The organism is Methylobacterium sp. E-016 (assembly GCF_022829745.1).
In the GTDB taxonomy this organism is placed as follows: domain Bacteria; phylum Pseudomonadota; class Alphaproteobacteria; order Rhizobiales; family Beijerinckiaceae; genus Methylobacterium.
On record NZ_JAKSYF010000082.1, the window covers coordinates 14751 to 35194 of the forward strand.

Here is a 20444-nt window from a genome sequence, read left to right on the forward strand (position 1 = left end):
CTTCGGCGTTTCCCGCCCGTCGAATTGTGCACGAGAGGCGCGAAGGACGAGATGTCGCCGGTCCCATCGATCCGCATCTGAGCTCGGCGCCCTATGTCGACAGATCTCATCATGCGAGATCGCGACCATGTGGTATCTCTACGGCTTCGTGCTTCTCGCCGGCGTCGCCAACGCCGTCCAGGCCGGGCAGAACGGCGCGCTGTCGAAGGGCTTGGACGAATCGTTGACGGCGGGCCTGATCGTCGTCGCCGGCACGGCCACCTGCATCCTCGTGGTCGGCCTGCTCGCGGGCAAGCTCGCGTGGCCGACCGTGGCGCAGGCCGCGGCGATGCCGTGGTGGGCGTGGCTCGGCGGCATCCTCGGCGGATGCATCATCCTCGCGCAGTTCGTCGTCGCGCGTCAGATCGGTGCGGCTCCGTTCCTCGGCCTGCTGGTGACGGCGGGCGTGACCACCTCGATCGTCCTGGACAATTTCGGCTGGGTCGGGTTCGAGCGCCATCCCGCGAGCCTTTGGCGCATCCTCGGCGGGGTGCTGATGGTCCTCGGCGTCGGGCTCGTCGCGCTCTTCTAGATGCGAAACGACGGATGCGCGCGAACTCGTACCCGCGCGCATCCGTTCGATCGGTTTGCGCAAGGAGTCTCAGGTCGGCTGAACCTCGGTGTCCTTGACCTCGGGATCGTCTTCCGTCGGGACGTTGGGCTGGGGCTGCGGATCGGCCTCGATGTCCTCCTCGGTCGCCGGGACGACCTCGTCGAGGCGGGCGGGATCTTCGATCAGGGCGCCGGGATCCTCTCCCGGCATCGGCGTATCGGCGTGGATCATGGCAGGGCTCGTTCTTCGAGGGACGTTCTCTGGGGGAACGTTGGGGAAGCGTTCGGGGGTGAAGCCGTTCCGGGGATGCTAGGCGGCGTCGGCGTCGTCGGCATCGAGGATGCCGTCGAGGTCGCCCACGAGCGCGTCGAGCTGCTCGGACGTCGAGCGGATCTTGAACCGCGTCCCGTCCTCAGCCTCAACCGCGATCTCGACGTGGTCGCCGACCTTGGCCGCCAGTGCCTGCTTCAGGATGTACGTCGTCACGTCTGCCTTGTCAGCCATGCCAGCTCCTTCACGTTCGCCGCGGGCAACGCCGCACCACACGCTTCGTCGGTGCGGCAGAACCTCGCGGCACCGTGCCGGGGATCACTTTAGGCGGCACGGCATCTCGTCGGCGGCGATCAGGGCCTGGGCGATCGCCACCGTACGGCGGCTCTGATGACGGATGGCATCGAGATCCTCCGGCCGCGGATCGGCGTTCTCGGCTCCGACGATGGCCGACGCGCCGTAAGGGGAGCCGGCCTCGAGCATCGCCTCGTCGGTGTAGCCCGGCGGGAGGATGACCATGCCGAGATGGGCCATCGGCGCGTAGAGCGACAACGTCACCACCTCGGATCCGCCATGCGGCCACGAGGCGACGGCGAAGGCGCCACCGACCTTGCCCGACAGCGCGCCGCGCTTCCATTGCGGGCCGAGCCGATCGAGAAAGGCCTTCAGCTCCGTGGCCATCGCGCCGAAGTAGCACGGCGTGCCGAACAGGATCGCGTCCGCCCACTCCGCATCCTCATGGGTCGGCTCCGGATAGAGCGCGTTCTGTCGCGCGGCGTTCTCGGCCCAGCCGTCGACCTTCGCCATCGCATCGGCGTCGACGACCTCGCGGGCCCGGCGCAGCCGCACCTCGGCGCCGGCCGCACGCGCCGCGTCGGCTGCGGCCAGGGCCAGCGCTTCGACCGAACCGGAGCGGGAATAGAAGGCGATCAGCACGCGGGCCGGATCGAGATCGGATTGGGACACGATGATTTCCTCTTCGAGATCACTCGAAGTAGGGCCGGAAACATCCATGGAACCGAGAGCTGCCAAAGGGCCGCGCCACGATGACGTCGATCCGAACCGTCGCGGCGAATGTTGCAGAGACCCGGCGCGAGGTTTGCCCGTCGTGCCGGATCGACGGTCGATAGCGCCACAGGGGCGGACCTATCGCGCGAGCCGCAAGTTACTTGCTCGATGTCCGGCAAGATCGGACGAGCGAGGTTTCACGGTGGCAGAACAACTCTCCGGGCAGTCCGGTCGACAGGGCAAGCGCGGCAAGCCCGCACTCTACGTTCTGGTGGCCAGCGTCGGGCTGATGATCGCGGCCCTGGTCGGCCTCATGGTGTGGCAGGGAGCCAGTGCGCCGCCCGATTATGCCAGCCAGAGCCAGGCGGCCTCGCGGGCGGAGGTCACGGGATCGACGACCGGCAAGGACGGCGGCACGTCGTCCGCGAACACCGGCGCCGTGCCGGCCGGAAATCCGGCCTACCCGCAGCCCGCGAAGCGAAACGCCAACTGAACCGCACTCGGATCCGGGCGTTCCCGGTGCCGACGTCCAGCTTGGGAAAACCCGCAATGACCCTTCGTTCCGAAACGCCACCCGCCCCGGGCAACCTCGATTTCGGCGAGGCGCCGGACAGCGTGAATCCGACCTCGGCGCAGCTGAAGGCCGACATCGACAGCGGCCGGACGGGCGACAAGGCGAGCCACGGCGATGTCGGGGCGGCACCGCTCGGAACCTGCGACGAGGCCGGGGATAAGCCCCCGACCCCGCAGCGGATCAAGCTGGCCCGCGAGACCGAGGCGGCATCCGAGCAGGTTCGGGCGGCGGCCGACGTGCACGGCGAACGATCCTGGGTCATGCCGGTGTTCTACAGCGCGATCGTCGCCATCCCCGTGGTGATCGGCGGCGCACTGCTGTTGCTGCGCTGACCGACGGGATTTGTGTCGGCGCGCTTGGTGCCGAGCCCGTCTCGACCGACGATCGGCTCGGCAGGACGGACGGTGCTGGGTACGCTTGGTCGGGGAAGATTTTCGGTCGGCCAAGGACCTCGCGATCAGGAACATACGAACGTGATGCCGGAGCCTTTGTAGATTTGGCGCACCCGCCGAAACGGCATGATCCGGTCGCCCGACGCAGCCGCCGGTGTCTCGCATCACCGACCGTTGCCGCTCTCAGGTGGCGGGTACCAGCCTTCGGGTCGGTCGGCGGGCTTCGCGTGCCGCCTGCTCGACCGCTCACGGTCGACCGCGAGCGAAATTTCAGGACATCGGCCGTCATCGGTATCGCAGCCGGTGCATCGCCCTTTCCCTGTCGGGTGAGATCGACGAACTACAGGGATTGAGCTTTTCCGATTGGTGATCTCGAAAGCAGCCTTCGAATTCCAAGTGCAGCGACGATATCCATGCTTCGCGAAGCTGCGTCTGCCTTCACGCGACCATGCGGCCAATGCGAGCGAAGCCGGCAACCAAAGACGTCGACTTCTGTTGGACAACCATGCCGGTGAAGCGCGACCTCGACCACTCCTTCGTTCTCGTCGTCGAGGACGACGACCTCGTGCGCATGTACGCGGTCGAGATGCTGGAGGATGCCGGCTTCGCGGTGATCGAGGCCCGTCAAGCGGACGAGGCCTGGTTCATCCTGCACGAGCGCTCGGATATCGCGGCGATCTTCACCGACGTCGACATGCCGGGGACGATGTGCGGCGTCACCCTGGCCGAACGCGTGTCCGCGGCTTGGCCGGACATCCGGCTCGTCCTGACCTCGGGGCGGCATCGGCTCGCCGACACGGAGGTGCCGGACCACGGCCTGTTCGTGCCGAAACCCTACAAGGCAGCCCAGGTCGTCGACGCGCTGCACCACGCGGCCTGAGATCGACCGGCCGCTCGGCCGCCTGCATGGCTCTCATCTGATTCTGCGCGGGAACAGCGCCCGCGATCGTCGCATCACGCGATCCGTCGCGGCGCGCCATCCCCGGGATTCGCCCCGATCGCGGAGCGGTTCTTCAATCGATCACCTCGACGATGCGACGGGTGCCCGGCTCAACCAGCACCGGATGGTCGTTGACGATGGTATAGTTGAAGCCCACGAGCTCGAACTCGCGAGGAACGTCGTAGTAGACGATGCCATCCTCCGGCAGCACGGTCCCGACGCGAACCGGGCCGCCATAAGCGAACGACGGCCGTCGCTCGGCGTGGGCGTAGATCCGGAAGCGTTCGCGGCGGTCGATCCCGAGGATGCCGTTGGCGGTGCCGACGGCCGCACCGATCGCGCCGCCGACGACGGCTCCGAGTGGGCCGGCCATCTCCTCGCCGCGCCGCGAGCCCTCTCGTGCCCCCTGTTGCAGACCCTGCGCCTGCGCGGCCGTGCCGAGGAGGACGAGGAGTGCGGCCGAGGCCAGGGGGTGACGCATCGAATCGATCCTTAGGGGAGTGGCTTCCGACGGCGAGAGTCCGCGAACGCCGGCACGGTAGCACCGATCGCGCCGGAGCCGGTGGCGAACGTCATCGACCCGCGAGACGAAGTCGGCGTCCCGCGATCCGATGCAGCCCGGCGATGTCAACGCTGGCCGTTTCGCTCCTGGGCCGCCCGCAGCCGGTCGAGGAGGTCCATGGCCAGGGCGGCGCGTTCCGTCGGCTCGGTGACGGAGCGGCGCAGGACGACGCGTCCCTCGCGGACGACGAGGTCGTCCTCGGCCGGCATCGGCCCGGCCTTGATGCCGGGCCTGAGGTCGGCTGCGATACCCTGCGGGCCGCCGCTCAACCGGGCGACGCCTAGCGCACGGCAGGCCGCACGCAGGCGCCCGAGGGCGAACAGCGCCGAGACGGGTTCCGGCGGAGCGCCGAAGCGATCCTCGACCTCGCTCGAAAGCGCCTCGATCGCTTCGATGTCCCGGAGGCGCAGCAGGCGGGTGTAGAGGCTGAGCCTGATCTCGGGCTCGGGCACGTAATCGCCCGGGATGCCGCCGGGAAGCCCGATCTCGATCTCGGGGCACCAATCCTCGGCCTCCTCGCCCTTGGCGAGGCGGAGTGCGAGCTCGAGAAGATGCCGGTAGAGACCGAGGCCGACGAGCTTGGCGTGGCCGGCCTGATCCTCGCCCACGAGATCGCCCGCGCCGCGCAGGTCGAGGTCGCGGGCGCTGATCGCGAAGCCTGCGCCGAGACGGTCCATCGCCTCCAGCGCCCGCATGCGCTGCTCGGCGGCCGGGCTCGGGGGGGCATCGGGATCAAAGAGCAGGTGGACGACGCCGCGGCGCTGGCCGCGCCCGACCCGGCCGCGCAGCTGGTGGAGCTGCGCCAGCCCGAACTTGGCCGCCTCCCAGACCAGCATCGTGTTGGCGCGCGGCACGTCGAGCCCGCTCTCGATGATCGCGGTGGCGAGGAGCACGTCCCCGTCGCCGTCGGCGAAGCGCACCATCGCCTCGTCCATCTCCGACGGTTTCAGGCCGCCATGCGCGACGACGACCTCGAGGTCGGGAACGAGGGCGCGCAGGCGCTCGGCCATCGGCCCAATATCCTCGACGCGAGGACAGACCACGAAGCTCTGCCCGCCGCGCCGGTGCTCGCGAACGAGCGCGTCCTGCAGGGTATCGGGATTGAACGCGGCGACGATCGTGCGGACCGGCTGACGCAGCGCCGGCGGCGTCGCCAGGATGCTGAGGCTCTGAAGGCCGACGAGGGCGGATTGCAGCGTGCGCGGGATCGGCGTCGCGGTGAGCGTCAGCACGTGGCCGCCGCCTGCGAGACGACGCAGGTCCGCCTTGGTCTTTACGCCGAAGCGCTGTTCCTCGTCGATCACCGTGAGGCCGAGATCGGCGAAGGCGACGCCGCGCCCGGCCAGGGCGTGGGTGCCGACGGCCAGCCGCACCGTGCCGTCGGCGAGGCCCGCCTTCACGCGCCTGGCCTCGGCCGGGGATACCAGGCGGGAGAGTTGCGCCACCGCGATGCCGAAGCGGCCGAAGCGTCGGCGCAGCGTCTCGGCGTGCTGGCGCGCGAGCACCGTGGTCGGCGCGATGAGCACCGCCTGCCGCCCGGCGAACACCGCTGCCGCCAGCGCGCGCAGGGCCACCTCGGTCTTGCCGAAGCCGACGTCGCCGCAGACGAGCCGGTCCATCGGCACTCCGGAAGCGAGATCCGTCGACACGGCCTCGAAGGCCGCGGCCTGGTCGTGCGTCGGCGGAAAGCCGAAACCGGCCGCGAAGCGCTCCATCTCCCGAGCCGGAGGCCGGATCGCCGGGACGCCCGCCTCGCGACGTTCGCGGGCCGTCTCCAGCATGTGGCGGGCGGTCCGCGCCATCGTCGCCTCGGCCTCCAGGCGGCGGCGGGCCCACGTGCCACCGTCGAGCTTGTCCAGGGTGACGGCGCTCGGCTCGGAGCCGTAGCGCCAGATCCGGTCGGCCTGGGCGACGGGCACCATCAGGACGGCGTCGTCGGCGAACCGCAGGCGCAGGGCTTCCGTCGCCGGCCTGTCGCCGACCGCAGCGACCTGCTCCAAGCCCTCGAAGACGCACAGGCCGCGGTCGCGGTCGACCGCGACGTCGCCGGGGCGCAGATCGACCTCGCACAGCGGCAGGACGTGGCCTGCGGGACCGACCGGCGCGGCGTCCGGGCCGTAGAGGTCGGCCGCCGCGATCACGGTGGCGCCGTCGGCGTGGAAACCCGCCCCGAGGGGCGCCTGCAGGGCGAGGACCTCCCCCGGTTTGGCCGAGGCCACCTCCGCCCAACCGTCGATCAGGCGAACCGCGCGGTCGGCCACCGCGGATGCTTCGCGCACGAGCCGGCGCAGCGGAAGCGTCGGGCCGGCCAGGACGATCCGCCGCCCGGCCTTCAACTCCGCGCGGAGAACCTTGGCGAAGGCAGCCGTCGGACGCGTGGCCCCCGCCAGGCTCGGCAGGGCGATGTCCTTGGCCGCGTCCCGGGTCGCCGCGGAGAGCGTCCGCGCCTCGACCGCCTTCGTCCAGTCCGAGAGCGACAGATACAGGTCGTCTCCGCGCCCCGCGTCGCTCCGGCCGTTCCGCCCGGCGCGCTTCATCGCGCGCGCCTCGTCGATCTGTTCGAAGAAGGCGGCCATCCGCGCGGACGCTCCCTCCTCGACCACGAGGCCGGCATCGGGAAGATAGTCGAGGGGCGTCACCAGGCGTGGGTAGAATCGGGCGAGGGCGTGCTCCTGGCCGGTGAAGGGGCGCAGCCGCTCTTCCGAACCCGCGGCGAGGACGATTTCGGTGGCCGGATCGATCACGAGGCGGTCGACATCTCCGACCGATCGCTGGGTGATCGGATCGTAGACCCGGATCGCCGTGACGCGGCCGTCCGCGTGCTCGATGCGGGACGGCCTGGCCGCGTAGGCCGGGAACACCTCGATGGTGCGGCCGCGCACGGCGACCTCGCCCGGCTCGTCGACGCGCTCGTCCACGACGTAGCCGAGACGGACCATGGCGGCGGTGATCCGCTCCGAATCGATCCGGTCGCCGATCGCGAGGGGCACGTGCGCGTCGTCCCAGGTCGCTAGTGGCGGGACGCGCTGGGCGAGCGCCGGCCCCGTGGTCATGACGAAGTCCGGCGGCGCTCCCTTACCGCTCAGCCGGCGGAGCACCGCGGCGCGCGCTCCCATCGTCGCCCGGGACGGCGACGCGTGGTCGAACGGCAGGCAGTCCCATTCGGGGTAGACGAGGATCTCGGCGTTCGGAGCGAGCGCGCGCAGGACGCGGGCGAGGTCGTCGAGACGACGCGCGTCGCGCGCGACGTGCACGACCGGCTTCGACGCGTTCGACCGGCTCGATCCGACCTGCGCAGCAATGTCCAGGAGCGAAACCGCGAGCGCCCCAATCGGAACGAGGGGGGCGTCGTTCAGCTGCGCAGGTGCCGGCTCTGCCACCTTCCGTCGACGCTCGGCCATTCCGCACTCCGTCCGCAACCCTTGGGACTCCGGCAACGCGGTTCGGTCCGGACCGGTCCCATCCGAAAGGCGGCTATTCACAGCTCAAGCGTGCGGCGTGCCGCCGCTCGCACCGCCCGCCGTCGAGCCCGCGCCACGGTGGCACGGTCGCGCGGCAGGGCGTCGAACTAGCCGCAGCGTTAGGGCATCTCGGCCTCGACGTGGGCACGGAGAGGAGATGCCGCCAGAAGATCGGCACCGCTCTTGGGGAACGCACCGCACCGATCCACAAGCTATCCTATGTTAGTGCGAATCCCCTCCGAAGGTGCAGTTCTAGACCATCGCTGACCAGAATCCCGGCCGTCAGCGCCTGCGAGACGCTCGTGCTCCCGCCGTTTCCAGCGCGGCAAATCCCATGGCGGGTCCCGACAACGACGTTCGTGCGGATGGCGCGGGTCGGCGCATCGACGGTGGACGCGCCCCGATCGCCCGGGCGCGCCCATCGATCACGGGATCGGGGCCCGGCCGATGAGCGGGCCGCCGTCGGCAGAACCGGAGGGCGTGCCGTGTTACCGGGCGATGATGTTCGGCGCGGACGGCCGGATGGTCCTGCAGGCCGTGATCGCCGCGGCGGGCGACGACGACGCCAAGGCGCAGGTGCAGGCCCTGGTGGATGGTCACGGTATCGATCTATGGGATCAGCTACGCTTCATCGCTCGGTTCGAGCCGGACCCGGCGCCACCGCAAGTCCGAGACGCCGCGGCGCGATCCTCCGATCGCGCAGGGATGCAGATCAGGCCCAACGAAGATCAGTGAACGCATGGACGACGACGACGCACCGATCCCGATCGAGCAGATCCGGCAGCGGGCCTACGACCTCTGGGACCGCAATCACCGCCCCGAAGGCCAGGAGATGCGATTCTGGGTTCTGGCCGAGCGGGAATTGAAGGCGGAACGGAAGAACCGAGGCGAAAACCGGAACACCGATCCGCATCATACGTGAGGCTCCGGCGGCCCAAGGCCCCCGGACCGACCAGATCGTCCCGAGGGACGGCCCGCTAGCCCCCTGCGGCGATTTCTTCGAGGCGCTCGGCCGCGTACCGGGCGCGTGCCGCGCCGTCGCTCGCCGACCCCGTGCACACGCACCAGTCGGTGAACGCGCCCGGTTCGATCGGCACGCGAACGACGTCGACGCCGCTGCGCTGCACCTCACGCTCGACCTGCTCGGCGGAGATGCGCCACGCCTCGTACGACGCCGGCAGCTTGCCGCCGTCGACGAGGCCGTGACGGAGCGCGTCGTAGTGCTCCGGGCCGTACCAAGGCAGACCGACGCGGCGCGGGCGACTCATCGGGTACCCTGTGTGTGAAGCGGTCGACATGCGGCGTTCTCTGCGCGTCAGCTACCCGGTCACGGCCGCGGTGACCATCCGGCGCTCGCCGCATCCGCGGCAGAACCGCTCGAACGTGCTCTTGCGCTGGGAACAGGCCGAGCAGCGCTCGAACACCCCGAGCCCGCAATGCGGGCAGAAGTTCGTGGCGGGATCGTCGAGGGCGATCCCGCGCTCGCAGCCGGGACAGACTTTCCGGGCGAGGCGCGCGAGCGCTTCGTCGGTGGCGATCTCGGTGCGGCGCTCGGCATCCGGCCGCGCTTCCACCAGGGCTTGCCGCTCGCGGTAGGCGTGCAGCGCGTTGATCGCGGCGCGGCCGCCCACGAGCGTCAGGACCGCGCCGACGCCGTACTGCACGTAGCCGCCGTAGCTCGGCAGGTAGGGCACCAGCTCGACGAAGAACGCGAAGGCCGCGGCGAAGGCGAATCCCCAGACGAACGGCCAGTTGCGCGTGCGCCGGCGCTTCAACAGAAGCCAACCGGCGAGGATCAGGAGAGGCAGCGTGAGGGCGAGCCGATAGCCGAACACGCGGAGTTCCTGACCGCGCTCGGCCGAATCGAGCCGGGCCTGCGCCTCGGCCTGCAGGGCGCCGTCGGCGGCCGAGAGCGCCGCCTCCCGCTCGCCGAGCTCGAAGGCCGTGCGGTTCAGGCCTTCGAGCCGCTCCTCGACGGCGCGCTCGGCCGCCTTGAGCTGATCCAGCCCCTCGGTGCGGGCGACGAGACCCGGATCCTGGTCGACGCGCTGGGTGGCGTTGCGGGTCTTCAGCCAGTTCGCGAAGGTCTCGCGCGCCGACTCGGTCGCCGAGCGGGCGGCGTCGAGGGCCAGTTGCGCCGCCTCCGCCTGCCGCCGTGCGTCGTCCTGCTCGCGCCGGATCTGCTTGAGGGCGGCGGCCGAGGCGCGCGCCGGCTCCGGGTCGAGGAACTGATCCACGGTGTAGCGGTGCTCGACCTGCGGCAGGTCGCCGACCACGAGCGAGCCCAGACCGATCAGGAAGCCCGCAAACAGCAGGGCGACGAGCCACAGGGCGGCGTTGAACCAACGCTCGGATACGCGGGTGCCGTTGGCCACTCAGATCGGTCCTTATCTCTGGAGAAGCTTTGGGCATTCCGGCACCCCGGAGCTCGCCGTACCCCGCGCGCAGGCCCCGAGGAACGCGTCGAAGCCGTCGATCCCGACGGAGGCGACCGGCATCTCGGCCGCCGCCGGCGTTCCCATCACGACGGCAAGCCGAGCCGCGACGCGCCGAACGGCGTCCGGTCCGCCGGCAACGCGCCTCGTCGGCCGGCTCACAGGTTGCGCAGGGCCAGGAGCGGCACAAGGGCGGCGAGCGCCACGAGGACGGACCAGTATTCCATCCGGATCCAGAACAGCTTGTGGACCCTGTGCAGCAGCACGCGCTGGTTGGTGGCCGGATCGAGGAGTTCGCGGGGCGACGTGCCGTTGAGGTTTCGGCCGACGAACCAGTTGGCTGCCGCGGCGGCGAGCAGGCCGAGGCTGACGGCGAGGAACGTCAGCTCCGGATGGCCGAGTGCGCGCAGCGCCAGCCCGCCCGAGGCGCCGACGAGAAGGGCGGTGCCGAAAACCACGGGCAGGACCAAAATGCCCCAGCCGGACCAGATGAGCAGCATCACCACCGCCTGAGATTCAATCCAGGTCGCCGCCGAACAGACGACCGCGCCGGCACGATCCGGTCGATCGGTGGCCGCCCGCGCAGGACCATCGAAGTCTCTTGGGCTTGGGATTGAGGCGATGCTGTGTTCACGGTCGCGTGAGCATCGGAGCCGGATGGCAGTGGACGAGGTCAGTTCCGGGCGGCATGCTCCGTCCGCGCCAGCGCGTACACGGCTTCGCAGCGTTCCAGCCAGAGATCGCGGGTGAACAGTCGCGAGACCCGTCCATGCGGGACGGTGCGGGGAATGGCGCGTGCCTCGCCGATCGCGCGGGCGAGCACCGCCACGTCGTTCACGGGCGCGAGGCGGCCGGCCTCGCCGACGACCTCCCCGGCCGCGCCCATGGCGAAGCCCGCGACCGGCACGCCGCAGGCCATGGCCTCCACCGCCACGAGGCCGAAGGGTTCGTCCCAGCAGGGCGTGAACAGGAAGACCGAGGCGCGGCCGATCTCGCGCGCCAGCGCGGCGCCGGAGAGGTGGCCGCCGTATCGGATCGAACCGCCGATCTGGGGCGCGACCTCCGCCTCCCAGTACGCCCGGTCCTCGATCGGGCCGAACACGGTCAGCGGCATGCCGGCACGCCGTGCCGCCGCGACCGCGAGATGCGTGCCCTTGATCGGCGCGATGCGCCCGGACCAGACGGCGGTCCCGTCGCCGCGCTCACGATACGGCCAGGCGCCAGGATCGACGCCGTTGTGGAGGACGGACACGCCCGCCGGCACCGCGTCCGGCCACCACAGCGTGCGCTGCGCCTCCGACGTGACGGTGATCCGATGACCGGGCCCGAGGCTTTCGTCCACGAACCAGCGCAGCGCGTCGTAGGGCGGGACATGGAGCGACGTCACGGTCGGCACCACCGCGATGCGCCGGCGTTCCAGGGGCAGCCGGCTCAGGCTGTTGTTGTGGAGCACATCGAACCCGCCGGCCGCGATCCGGTCGCAAGCGGCGGCGTATCCGGCGTCGACATGGGCGACGAGGCCGGCGTCGCCGCGATGCTCCAGGCCGGGAAAGCTGCGCTCATGATGCACCGGGATCACGGGATCGACGGCGAAGCGCGGATCGCTGTCGCCGGCGGCGAACAGCACCACTTCGTGCCCGCGTGCCATCAACCCGTCGGCGAGGGCCCAGCTCTGGGCTTCCATCCCGCCCGCGAAGGGGCGCGCCACCGGATGCCGGAGATGGGCGAGGAGCGCGATCCTCACGCAGTCGCCGCCGGGGCGGCCTGGGCTTCGAGGAAGCGGATGACGGACGCCGCGTTGCTGTAGGGCTGGTGGCTCTGCTGGCCGGTGAGCGCGAGATCGCCGGCCTCGGGGTGGCGCAGGATGCGGATCGGCCGATCGGGGGCGTCGTCGATCAGCCCCATCACCTTGAACGCGTAGAGCCAGTGCCCCATGGTGCGGTAGCCCCACTTGGCCTCGAACAGCTCGGCATTGCGCACCACGCTGGCGAGGTGGTGGACCGGCGGCATGTGGTGCGGGTGGTACTGGTGGTAGGCCAGCCCGCCCTTCATCCAGGCGATGGGAATGCCGGCCTGATCGAGGATCTTGCCGAAATCGGTGTCCTCGCCGCCGTAGCCGACGTAGCGCTCGTCGAAGCCGCCGGTGGCGAGGAAGGTGGCGCGCCGGATGGCGAAGTTCAGCGACCAGAAGCAGCGGTAGTCGCGGCAGATCTCGATGCCGGAAGCCGGGGGGCCGCGACGGTCCGAGTGGCGCTCGGCGACCGCGGCGAAGGCCTCGCAGGTCCAGGCGCCCGCCGTGGCCTTCTCGGGCAGGTGCAGGACCTCGCCCATCAGCAGGCCGTCGAGCTCGGCGAGCCCGCGCGCGTAGTCGGCCACGAGGTCGGGGGCCGGGATGCAGTCGACGTCGAGGAAGACGACGGCGTCGCCGCTCGCGGCCGCGACGCCGCGATTGCGCGCGGCCGCGAGCGGCAGCTCGGTGCCGGGGACCAGGATCTGACGGACCGGGAAGGCCACCTCGGGGAGGTCGTAGGGGGCGTCCTGCATCACCGCGACGATGAACTCGACGGGGGCCTGCGTCTGGCGCTCGAGGCCGAGGAGCACGTTGCGCAGGTGCGCGGGCCGCCCCTTGGCGAGGGTCACGACGGAAACGGTGGACATCGGGCGGTCTGGCTCCTGGACGATCGAGCGCGGGATTGAGCGGGCGGTCAGCGAGCGACGACGGCGAGCGCCGGTCGCTCGGCCGCGCCGCTCCAGAGTTCGTCGGCGAGCCCTTCGAGCCAGCCGGCGGCGCGGGCGGCGGCGTCCGGCGCGTAGAGGCTGCCCAGCGGGGCGGGATCGAGGGTGCGGGCCCGGGCGAGGAGATCGCGCCAGCCCTGCAGATCGCCGGGCCAGACCGGGGCCTGGACCGCGGCGCCCAAACGGACCAGGGCTTCGGCCTTGCGCGTCTGCTCCCCGAAGTAGCGCCATTCCGGCATCACGATCAGGCGGCCGCCCACGCGGGCGACCTCGTGGACCGTGTTGTCGCCGGCCGAGGCCAGCACGATGTCCGCGGCGGCGAGGTAGTCGGTCACCGAGGGCACCCAGCCGAGCTCGCGCAGGTTGGAGAAGTCGGTCTCGTGGCCCTCGCGATGGGTCGGCCCGAGGGTGAGCCACAGGGTCTCGGGGGCGGCGCGCGCGGCCACCGTCAGCGGCGCGTAGGGCGTGCCGCTGCCCCCGCCGCCCGTCACGGCCACGACGATCTCGCGCGCCGGATCGAGGCCGAGCCGTGCGCGCGCCTCGGCGCGACCGGGCACGCCGTCGACGCTGGTGCAGAGGCCGCCGCTGTAGAAGGTCTTGGCCCGCAGGTACGCCGGATAGTCGTCCTGCTCCATCCGCTCGTCGAAGGGGGCGAGCATCCCGACGCAGGCCTCGTAGGCGCCGACATGGCCGATGTCGGAGCGGTCGCCGTGCATGCGGATCTGCACCGCCGGCACGCTGGCGATGCGCGCGAGCAGCGCGATCTCCGCCGAGACGTCGACCACGAAGAGGCCGACCTCGCGCTCGTCGAGGTGGTCGAGGATCCGCCGCATGGTCCGTCGCATCTCGGCGAGGCCGAGGGGCACGCAGTGCATCACCTGCGGCGTCGGCTCCGCGTAAAGCCGCGGCGTCGGCACGGACGCGCCGATCATGTTCGGCAGCGGCACGATCTCGATGTCGCGGGAGAAGCCGTCGAACAGCTGGGGGCCGGCCGTGAGCACGGAGACGGGCCGGTCGCGGGCGAATTCGGCGGCGATCGCCATGGTGCGGTTGGCATGGCCCCGTCCCTGATGATGGACGAAGAACGCGATGGGCTTCTTCATGGCTGGAGTGTTCGCAAACCGTCAGGAGAACAGGGCGTCGGGCCGCAGGGCGGCGGCGACCTCGTCGGCGCGCGGCCGGCGGACGAGCCGGATCGCCGGGGCGTCCGCGTCCCAGGCGATCAGCCCGGCGGCCCGGAACTGGTCGAGCCAGTAGGTCATGCACCAGCGTCCGTGCCTTCTGTGGAAGCGGGCGGCGTTGGCGAGGATCGCCTCGAAGTGCTGCAGCGGCGGCACGTGGACCGGGTGGTGCTGGTGGTAGGCGCAAGCCCCCGCCACCCAAAAGGTCGGCAACCCGCCGGCCGCGAGGCGGACAGCGAGGTCGGTCTCCTCCCCGCCATAGCCGGCGTAAGCCTCGTCCATGCCCCCGACGGCGTGCCAGGCGCGGGCCGGCAGAGCGAAGGACAGGCCCCAGAGCTGGCCGGGATCCGGCTCCGGGCGCAGGCCCGTTGGCGGCACCGCCGGCCGCGCCGGATGCCTCTGCCCGGCCCGCGCGAGCGCCGCATCGTCGGCGGCATTCCCCGCCTCGGACCCGGGCGGCAGATACAGCACCTCGCCGAGGAACAGGCCCTCGGCCTGCGCCGCCGCTCGGCGATAGGCCGCGACGAGGCCGGGAGACGGGATGCAGTCGACGTCGAGGAAGATCAGCAGCTCGCCGAGGGCGGCCTCGGCCGCGCGGTTGCGGGCGGCGGCGAGCGGCATCGGCTCGCCCGCCACGTGGAGGTGACGGACGGGACAGCCCGGGTCGGGCAGGTCCGGCGCGGGTTCCGGCTGCATCCAGGCGATCACCAGCTCCCGCGGGGACGCGGACTGGCGCGCCAACCCATGCATGAGGTTGCGCAGACGGTCGGCCCGGCCGCGGACCAGCGTCAGCACGCTCGCGGAGGGCACATGCGAAGGCTCAACCGGCATCGGCCAGCATCCGGCGGAAATGGCCGACGCCCTCGATGATGCCGCGGGCGTGCGAGGTGCGGGCGACGTAGGAATGCTTCAGCGCGGCATGGCTCGCCAGATCGTCGGAGTAGTTGGCCACGATGATCGCCTGCGCCTGGGCGCGCAGCATCTCGACGTCGTTCCCGGAATCGCCGGCGACGAACACGGCCCGCTCCGGCAGGCCGTAGAGCGCCCGGACGTGGGCGACCGCCGTTCCTTTCGAGGCCGCTGCGGGCAGCACGTCGAGGTAGCGTCCGTGGCTGTGGATCACGCTGGCGCGGTGCCCCGCCTGCACGAGACGGGCGCGCACCGCCCGTGCCGTCGTCGCGTCCCCGAAATAGCTGAGCTTGTGCCCGCGCTGCTCCAGCGGGCCTTGCGGCACGAGCCCGTCGAGATCGGCGAGCGCCGCGCGGACGCCGGAGCGGTCCCACCCGGTCGAGACGACCGCGCGCCAGGCCAGGTCCGCCGTGTAGGTCACGCCGTTGGGATCGAGATGGTAGATCTCCGAGCCGACCGAGGTGATCATCACCTGCGGGCGCGGGCTGGCCTGCTGCTCGAGGATCGCCATCGCGGAGTGGAAGGAACGGCCGGTGGCGACGCCGAAGGCCAGTCCCGCCTGGCGGCTGCGCCAGCGCCGAAAGATGCCGAGCGACGCCGCGCAGCCAACAAGGGTGTTGTCGATGTCGCAGACCAGCAGCTGACGCGGCACGGCCAGCGGCGGCTCGGGCGCCAGCAGCGCCCGCAGCAGATCGTGGTAGCGGGCGGCGTGCTGGTCCCAGTCGTAGGCGGCGGCCGCGCGGGCGCCGCCCGCGACGCAGGCCGCATACAGATCGGGCTCGTCGAGGATCCGCAGGCACGCGGCGGCGATCGCATCCGGCGCGCGCGGGTCGACGAGGAGGCCGTTGCCGCAGGTCTCGACGATGTCGTTGGGGCCGCCGCTGTCCGTCGCCACCAGCGGCAGGCCGGCGGCGGAGGCTTCGAGGAGCGTCAACCCGAACGGCTCGTTAAGGGCGGGGTTCACGAACACGCCGCCGCGGGTGCGAGCATAGGCGTAGATCGCCGGCACGTCCTCCGGGTCGTGGGTCTTCGGATAGGCGACGCGGCCGTAGAGATCGTAGCGGTCGATCAGCACCAGGATCTCGCGCAGGGTCGCGGGCATGTCGCCGTCGAGCGCATCGATATCCTCGCGCATGCCAGCCATCAGGACGAGGTTGGCGCGGGCCTGAAGCTCCGGGCTCTCCCCATAGGCCCGCAACAGCGCCGCGAGGTTCTTGCGCGCCACCGGCCGGGCGAGGGCCAGCAGCGCAGGCTTGCTCGGATCGTGCAGGAAACGGTCGATGGTGGCGTCGACCCGAGGAAGGGGCTCGGCCGCGGTAAATCGCGCCAGATCGCTGCCCGGCGGCAGGACACGGATGCGGCCGGGATCGTAGGCCGCGTAGCCGGCATACTGCACTTCCGCCTCGTCGCGGGACGAGGCGATGATCAGGCTGGCGCGGGCCAGGGCCCCTTCCTCGGCGGCGATGCGAGGCGCGAGATCGGGGCCGTTCTCGGCGCCTGCGCCGAGGATCGACGCCTTGACCCGTCCGAGCGAGTGGGCGGTGAACACGAAGGGGATCCCGAGCGCGTCCTCGACCAGCCGCGCGACCGAGGCCGCTTCGGCGTAGTGGGCGTGGATCAGGTCGGGCGCCCGCGCCTGCCGGCCGATCCAGCCCGTGAGGTTCCGGGCGAAGCTCGCGACCTCCGCGTGCATCTCCTCCTTCGACCGGTAGGCCGGCGACGCGCTCGCGAGCCGCACGAGCTCGACCTTGTCGGAGATCCGCTCTTCGGGCACGGCGTAGTCCGGGCCATGGATGCCGTCGAACAGCCGCGTCGCCATCACGATCCGCTCGATGCCGGCATCCTGAGACGAGGCCGCGACGAGGTCGAGCAGATAGCGGATGTGGCCGCCGGTGTCGGCGGTCAGCCCGAACGCGACGCTGCCGCCGCGAAGGCAGCCCTGCAAGGCGACATGCAGGACGAACATCAGGCCGCCGGCGTCTCGGGCGTGCCGGGACGAGAGAACGCTGCAGGTGAGGTACCCATCGTGATCCGCGTCGCCCAAGTCGCCCCGAACATCTTCCCCGTTCCCCCTGAGCATCACGGCGGCACGGAGCGGGTCATCCACGACCTCGGCACGGCGCTCAGTGGCTTGGGGGTGGAGGTAACACTGTTCGCCCCCTCCGACAGTGCGACAGACTTGCCGCACGTGGGCGATCACCCGAGTCTTTCGGCCCTCGAACGCCGGCATGGACGCGTCGCGCCCGGCGTCCCGGCGGCGCTGGACGCCCTGCAGCTCGAGGCGTTGCGGCTGCGGCTCGACCGGTTCGACATCGTGCATTGCCATGGCGAGTTCGCGCATGCGGCGCTTCTCGGCGCGCGACGGCGCCACAGCCTCACGACGGTGCACTGGCGCGTGGACGAGCTCGACCGGGCATTGTTCTTCGCGGGCTTCCCCGACTTGCCGGTCGCGGCGATCTCGGCGGCGCAGGAGGCCGGCATCCCGGCCGCGAACCGGGCGGGGATCGTGCATCACGGCATCGCGCGGGACCGCTACGCCCTGCAGACGCAGCCCGGCGCGCACGTCGCCTTCGTCGGCCGGATGACCGACCAGAAGCGGCCGGACACCGCGATCCGCGTCGCGCGCGCCGCCGGCGTCCCGATCCGGCTCGGCGGCACGGTCGACGTCGGCAACCCGGACTACTTCGAGCACAGGGTCCGCCCGTTGCTGGGTGACGACGCGACCTATCTCGGACCCGTCGACGATCGCCGGAAGGGGGAACTGCTGGGCGGCGCGCGGGCGCTGCTGTTCCCGATCGACTGGCCGGAGCCCTTCGGCCTCGTGATGATCGAGGCGATGGCCTGCGGCACGCCGGTGGTGGCCTGGAACCGCGGCTCCGTGCCGGAGATCGTCGAGGACGGCGTGACGGGCTTCATCGTGTCTTCCGAAGCGGAGGCGCTCGCCGCGCTCGGGCGGATCGAGCAGATCGACCGGGCCCAGGTCCGCGCGCGCTTCGAGGCGCGCTTCACCGCCGAGCGCATGGCGGCCGACTACCTCGCCCTGTATCGCCGCCTGCTCGCCGCCTGATGCGGGTCGCCTACCTCGCCTGGGACTACCCGCCGGCCCCGAGCGGCCTCTCGACCGCGGCGCGCGAGATCGCGGAGAGCCTCGCCATGGCCGGCGCCGACGTGACGGTCTTCGCCCTCGACCGCACCGGCCGCGAGCGCATGGGCGGCGTGACCGTTGTCGGGATCGCCCTGCCGCCGGGCGGCGCGCTGGCGCGCCTTCGCCGCTGGGGCTCGGCCGGCCACCTCGCGGCCCCCCTCGCCTTCCGCCGCGCGGTGCGCGCGGTCCACGCGCACGCACCGTTCGACGTGGCGGAGGCGACGAACTGGTACGCCCCCGCCGTGCTGCTGGCCCAGCGCCGGGACCTGCCGCTGGTGACGCGAAGCTCGACGCCGGCGGCCTTTACGCGCGACGCCCCCGCCTCGCTGCGCGACGGGTTCGACGGCCGCACCGCCGACGCGCTGGAGCGTGCCCAGGCGCGCGGCAGCGCCGGCTTGATCGCCAACACGGCCGAGCACGGGGCGGTGATCGCCCGGGCCTACGCTCTGTCCGGCCGGCAGCCGGAAGCGGTGATCGGCCTCAGCCTGCCGCCGGAGATCACGGCGGCCGCGCGGGGCGCGGCCTATCCGGACCATTCCGAGCCGGTGCGCCTGCTCTTCGTGGGACGGGCGGAGGCGCGAAAGGGCTTCGACGCCCTGCTCGGAGCGATCGCGATCCTCGCCGACGAGGCCGCGTTCGGATCGGTTCCGCCCTTCGTGCTCGATCTCGTCGGCATGCCGCCGTCGGACCTCCCGGGCGATCTGCCCGGTGGGGCGCGGGCCCGCATCCGCGCGCGCGGGCGGGTTCCCGCCGACGAGCTCGCCGAAGCCTACGCCGCCGCCCATGCGGTGCTCGCACCTTCCCGCTACGAGAGCTTCGGCCTCGTCTACCAGGAGGCCCTGGCCTATGGACGCCCGGTGGTGGCCTGCGCGCTGGATGCCAGCGCCCGCGCCTTCGTCGGCGACCCCGGCGCGGGGCCCTTGGCACGGGACGCGACCGGCCCGGCGCTCGCCGACGCCCTCCGCCCGCTGCTCGCCGACCCGGGCCTTCGCCTGGCCTACCGAACTCGTGCGCTCGCGGCGGCCGGACGCTTCAACCGGGCGGCCCTCGGCCGCGAGACCCTCGATCTGTACGCGCGCGCCATCGCGGCGAGCCGCGCTCGGGCGGCGCGCTAAGCCGAGCCCCGAACCGGGCGCTCAGTCGCGAAACGGCCGCAGCAGCGCCGCCTCTTCCTCCGGGCGCCCGCGTCCGGGGGCGAGGCTCTCGTAGCGCCGCGAGCGCGCCAGGACGTGCGCGCGGCCGAGATGATGCTCGATCGCCCCGTGCAGCGCGATGACGCTGCGTGGCCAGCCGCCGTCGAGCACCGGCCGCTCGTGCACGCGGCCGCCATAGCGCACGCTCCTGCGGTTCAGCCGGTACTGGACGTCCGGGTAGACGTCGGAGAGGACGCCGTCGACGCGGTTCCGGCGCGGCAGCCCGACCGAGAGAACATCGCCGGCCTCGGCCAGGCCCGCAAGCGCCGGGAGGCGGCGGCCCGCGGCGGCGGCGAGGGTTTCGTCGGCGTCGAGCTGCAGCATCCAGGGATGGCGGGCGAGGTCCTGGAGGGCGTTGCGCTGTGCGCCGAAATCGCCGTCCAACGGCCGCGCGGCCACGCGCACTGCACCGTGCGCGAAGCCGGCGGCGGCCATGGCGCGCGGCGGACCGGCCGACGCATCGAGCAGGACGACCACGTCGTCGGTCCAGGCTGCGTGGGGCTCGACGCCGGCCAGGACGCGCTCGAGATCCGCATGGCGACAGAGCAGGCCGAGGGAGACCGGCATCGTTTCCCCCACGTCGAGGGCGTAGAGGTCCGCCTGCGCGGCGCGGATGCTGTGCGGCCGGCGCAGATCCGCACGGCCATCCCCGTCGCACGCGCGAATTCCGAGACCGGCTCCGGTCGCGGCGCTGCGTAGGGTGTAGAGGTCGAGCCCGTAGGCGCCGTCCGGGTCCGGAACGAAGGCCGGTGCGGCGAGGCGTTCCGCGAGATCGGCACGGCAGCGGTCGGGATCGGCATCCGCCGTCAGCAGGAGCCCGCAGGAGGCGCAGGTGAGCGGGAAATCACGGCGACGACCGCCCGGATACGTGAGATGCCGTTCGGTCGGCTGCAGCATGTCTGCGGCGCAGACGAAGCATCGGCGCATCATCGGTCCAACCCTCCCGCTCCGCCGCCGCACCTTGCCGCGTGGGGCCGACGCCATACCTCCGCTGCTCCTCGAACCCCAGCCGCATGTGAACGCACCGGTCGATCCCTCACGCGCCC

The 20444-nt window shown here is 71.8% G+C and carries 22 protein-coding genes; 8 read left to right on the plus strand and 14 right to left on the minus strand.

The features are described 5' to 3' along the window. Positions 1 to 127: 127 nt before the first annotated feature. Complete coding sequence (locus MKK68_RS10245) at positions 128 to 571, plus strand: DMT family transporter (protein ID WP_147726122.1); 444 nt, start codon at positions 128 to 130, stop codon at positions 569 to 571. Between the two features lie 69 nt (positions 572 to 640). Here the strand turns inward: MKK68_RS10245 and MKK68_RS10250 are convergent, their stop codons facing one another. From MKK68_RS10250 to wrbA, 3 genes are all read right to left on the minus strand, one after another. Further along, positions 641 to 823 carry a hypothetical protein gene (locus MKK68_RS10250; RefSeq protein WP_147726123.1) on the minus strand — a complete coding sequence of 61 codons (183 nt, stop codon included), beginning with the start codon at positions 821 to 823 and terminating at the stop codon, positions 641 to 643. A gap of 78 nt (positions 824 to 901) precedes the next feature. Beyond that, positions 902 to 1096 (minus strand): hypothetical protein, encoded by a 195-nt coding sequence (locus MKK68_RS10255; protein WP_147726124.1) that lies wholly within the window; start codon positions 1094 to 1096, stop codon positions 902 to 904. An 84-nt stretch (positions 1097 to 1180) separates the two neighbouring features. Beyond that, positions 1181 to 1828 carry an NAD(P)H:quinone oxidoreductase gene (gene wrbA / locus MKK68_RS10260; RefSeq protein WP_244030160.1) on the minus strand — a complete coding sequence of 216 codons (648 nt, stop codon included), beginning with the start codon at positions 1826 to 1828 and terminating at the stop codon, positions 1181 to 1183. 244 nt (positions 1829 to 2072) lie between these two features. Here wrbA and MKK68_RS10265 point away from each other — a divergent pair, with 244 nt between their 5' ends. From MKK68_RS10265 to MKK68_RS10275, 3 genes are all read left to right on the plus strand, one after another. Beyond that, positions 2073 to 2363 carry a hypothetical protein gene (locus MKK68_RS10265; RefSeq protein WP_147727702.1) on the plus strand — a complete coding sequence of 97 codons (291 nt, stop codon included), beginning with the start codon at positions 2073 to 2075 and terminating at the stop codon, positions 2361 to 2363. Positions 2364 to 2419: 56 nt separating this feature from the next. Next, the gene (locus tag MKK68_RS10270) at positions 2420 to 2776 is read left to right on the plus strand and encodes a hypothetical protein (protein WP_244030162.1); all 357 of its coding nucleotides are present in this window, start codon (positions 2420 to 2422) and stop codon (positions 2774 to 2776) included. A 565-nt stretch (positions 2777 to 3341) separates the two neighbouring features. Further along, entirely contained in the window at positions 3342 to 3716 is a 375-nt protein-coding gene (locus tag MKK68_RS10275) for a response regulator (protein ID WP_244030164.1), read from the plus strand. A 133-nt stretch (positions 3717 to 3849) separates the two neighbouring features. On the opposite strand, the gene MKK68_RS10280 is transcribed toward MKK68_RS10275, so the two are convergent. Both MKK68_RS10280 and MKK68_RS10285 read right to left on the minus strand, forming a co-directional pair. After that, a complete protein-coding gene (locus MKK68_RS10280) occupies positions 3850 to 4257 on the minus strand; it encodes a DUF1236 domain-containing protein (protein WP_147727699.1) in 408 nt (135 codons plus the stop codon). Between the two features lie 146 nt (positions 4258 to 4403). Next, positions 4404 to 7739, minus strand: a complete 3336-nt coding sequence (locus tag MKK68_RS10285) for a helicase-related protein (protein ID WP_244030166.1) — start codon at positions 7737 to 7739, stop codon at positions 4404 to 4406. A 507-nt stretch (positions 7740 to 8246) separates the two neighbouring features. On the opposite strand from MKK68_RS10285, the gene MKK68_RS10290 reads away from it, so the two are divergent. Both MKK68_RS10290 and MKK68_RS10295 read left to right on the plus strand, forming a co-directional pair. Beyond that, complete coding sequence (locus tag MKK68_RS10290; RefSeq protein ID WP_147727697.1) at positions 8247 to 8534, plus strand: hypothetical protein; 288 nt, start codon at positions 8247 to 8249, stop codon at positions 8532 to 8534. Between the two features lie 4 nt (positions 8535 to 8538). Then, positions 8539 to 8721, plus strand: coding sequence for a DUF2934 domain-containing protein (locus MKK68_RS10295; protein WP_243989279.1), 183 nt, complete (start codon positions 8539 to 8541; stop codon positions 8719 to 8721). 55 nt (positions 8722 to 8776) lie between these two features. Here the strand turns inward: MKK68_RS10295 and MKK68_RS10300 are convergent, their stop codons facing one another. The 8 genes from MKK68_RS10300 to MKK68_RS10335 form a co-directional block, all read right to left on the minus strand. Next, positions 8777 to 9067 carry a hypothetical protein gene (locus MKK68_RS10300; RefSeq protein WP_244030168.1) on the minus strand — a complete coding sequence of 97 codons (291 nt, stop codon included), beginning with the start codon at positions 9065 to 9067 and terminating at the stop codon, positions 8777 to 8779. Positions 9068 to 9118: 51 nt separating this feature from the next. After that, positions 9119 to 10174 (minus strand): serine endopeptidase, encoded by a 1056-nt coding sequence (locus tag MKK68_RS10305; protein ID WP_243945400.1) that lies wholly within the window; start codon positions 10172 to 10174, stop codon positions 9119 to 9121. Between the two features lie 218 nt (positions 10175 to 10392). Beyond that, on the minus strand, positions 10393 to 10734 hold the full coding sequence (locus tag MKK68_RS10310; RefSeq protein ID WP_244030170.1) for a hypothetical protein: 342 nt from the start codon (positions 10732 to 10734) through the stop codon (positions 10393 to 10395). Between the two features lie 173 nt (positions 10735 to 10907). Beyond that, positions 10908 to 11978, minus strand: coding sequence for a glycosyltransferase (locus MKK68_RS10315; RefSeq protein ID WP_244030172.1), 1071 nt, complete (start codon positions 11976 to 11978; stop codon positions 10908 to 10910). Further along, a complete protein-coding gene (locus MKK68_RS10320) occupies positions 11975 to 12892 on the minus strand; it encodes a galactosyltransferase-related protein (RefSeq protein WP_147859078.1) in 918 nt (305 codons plus the stop codon). The genes MKK68_RS10315 and MKK68_RS10320 overlap by 4 nt, the downstream gene beginning before the upstream one ends. A gap of 47 nt (positions 12893 to 12939) precedes the next feature. Beyond that, a complete protein-coding gene (locus MKK68_RS10325) occupies positions 12940 to 14073 on the minus strand; it encodes a glycosyltransferase (protein ID WP_243933622.1) in 1134 nt (377 codons plus the stop codon). Positions 14074 to 14094: 21 nt separating this feature from the next. Beyond that, a complete protein-coding gene (locus tag MKK68_RS10330; protein WP_244030174.1) occupies positions 14095 to 14982 on the minus strand; it encodes a glycosyltransferase family 2 protein in 888 nt (295 codons plus the stop codon). Further along, positions 14972 to 17026: an HAD-IIB family hydrolase gene (locus MKK68_RS10335; RefSeq protein WP_244030176.1), complete on the minus strand. Its 2055-nt coding sequence runs from the start codon at positions 17024 to 17026 to the stop codon at positions 14972 to 14974. Before MKK68_RS10335 ends, MKK68_RS10330 begins: the two co-directional genes overlap by 11 nt. A gap of 60 nt (positions 17027 to 17086) precedes the next feature. Between MKK68_RS10335 and MKK68_RS10340 the strand changes: the two genes are divergently transcribed. Together MKK68_RS10340 and MKK68_RS10345 are read left to right on the plus strand one after the other, a co-directional pair. After that, positions 17087 to 18127, plus strand: coding sequence for a glycosyltransferase family 4 protein (locus MKK68_RS10340; protein ID WP_313899223.1), 1041 nt, complete (start codon positions 17087 to 17089; stop codon positions 18125 to 18127). After that, positions 18127 to 19320, plus strand: a complete 1194-nt coding sequence (locus MKK68_RS10345) for a glycosyltransferase family 4 protein (protein WP_244030180.1) — start codon at positions 18127 to 18129, stop codon at positions 19318 to 19320. Before MKK68_RS10340 ends, MKK68_RS10345 begins: the two co-directional genes overlap by 1 nt. A gap of 21 nt (positions 19321 to 19341) precedes the next feature. On the opposite strand, the gene MKK68_RS10350 is transcribed toward MKK68_RS10345, so the two are convergent. Further along, positions 19342 to 20325 carry a hypothetical protein gene (locus MKK68_RS10350; protein ID WP_244030210.1) on the minus strand — a complete coding sequence of 328 codons (984 nt, stop codon included), beginning with the start codon at positions 20323 to 20325 and terminating at the stop codon, positions 19342 to 19344. Positions 20326 to 20444: the final 119 nt, after the last annotated feature.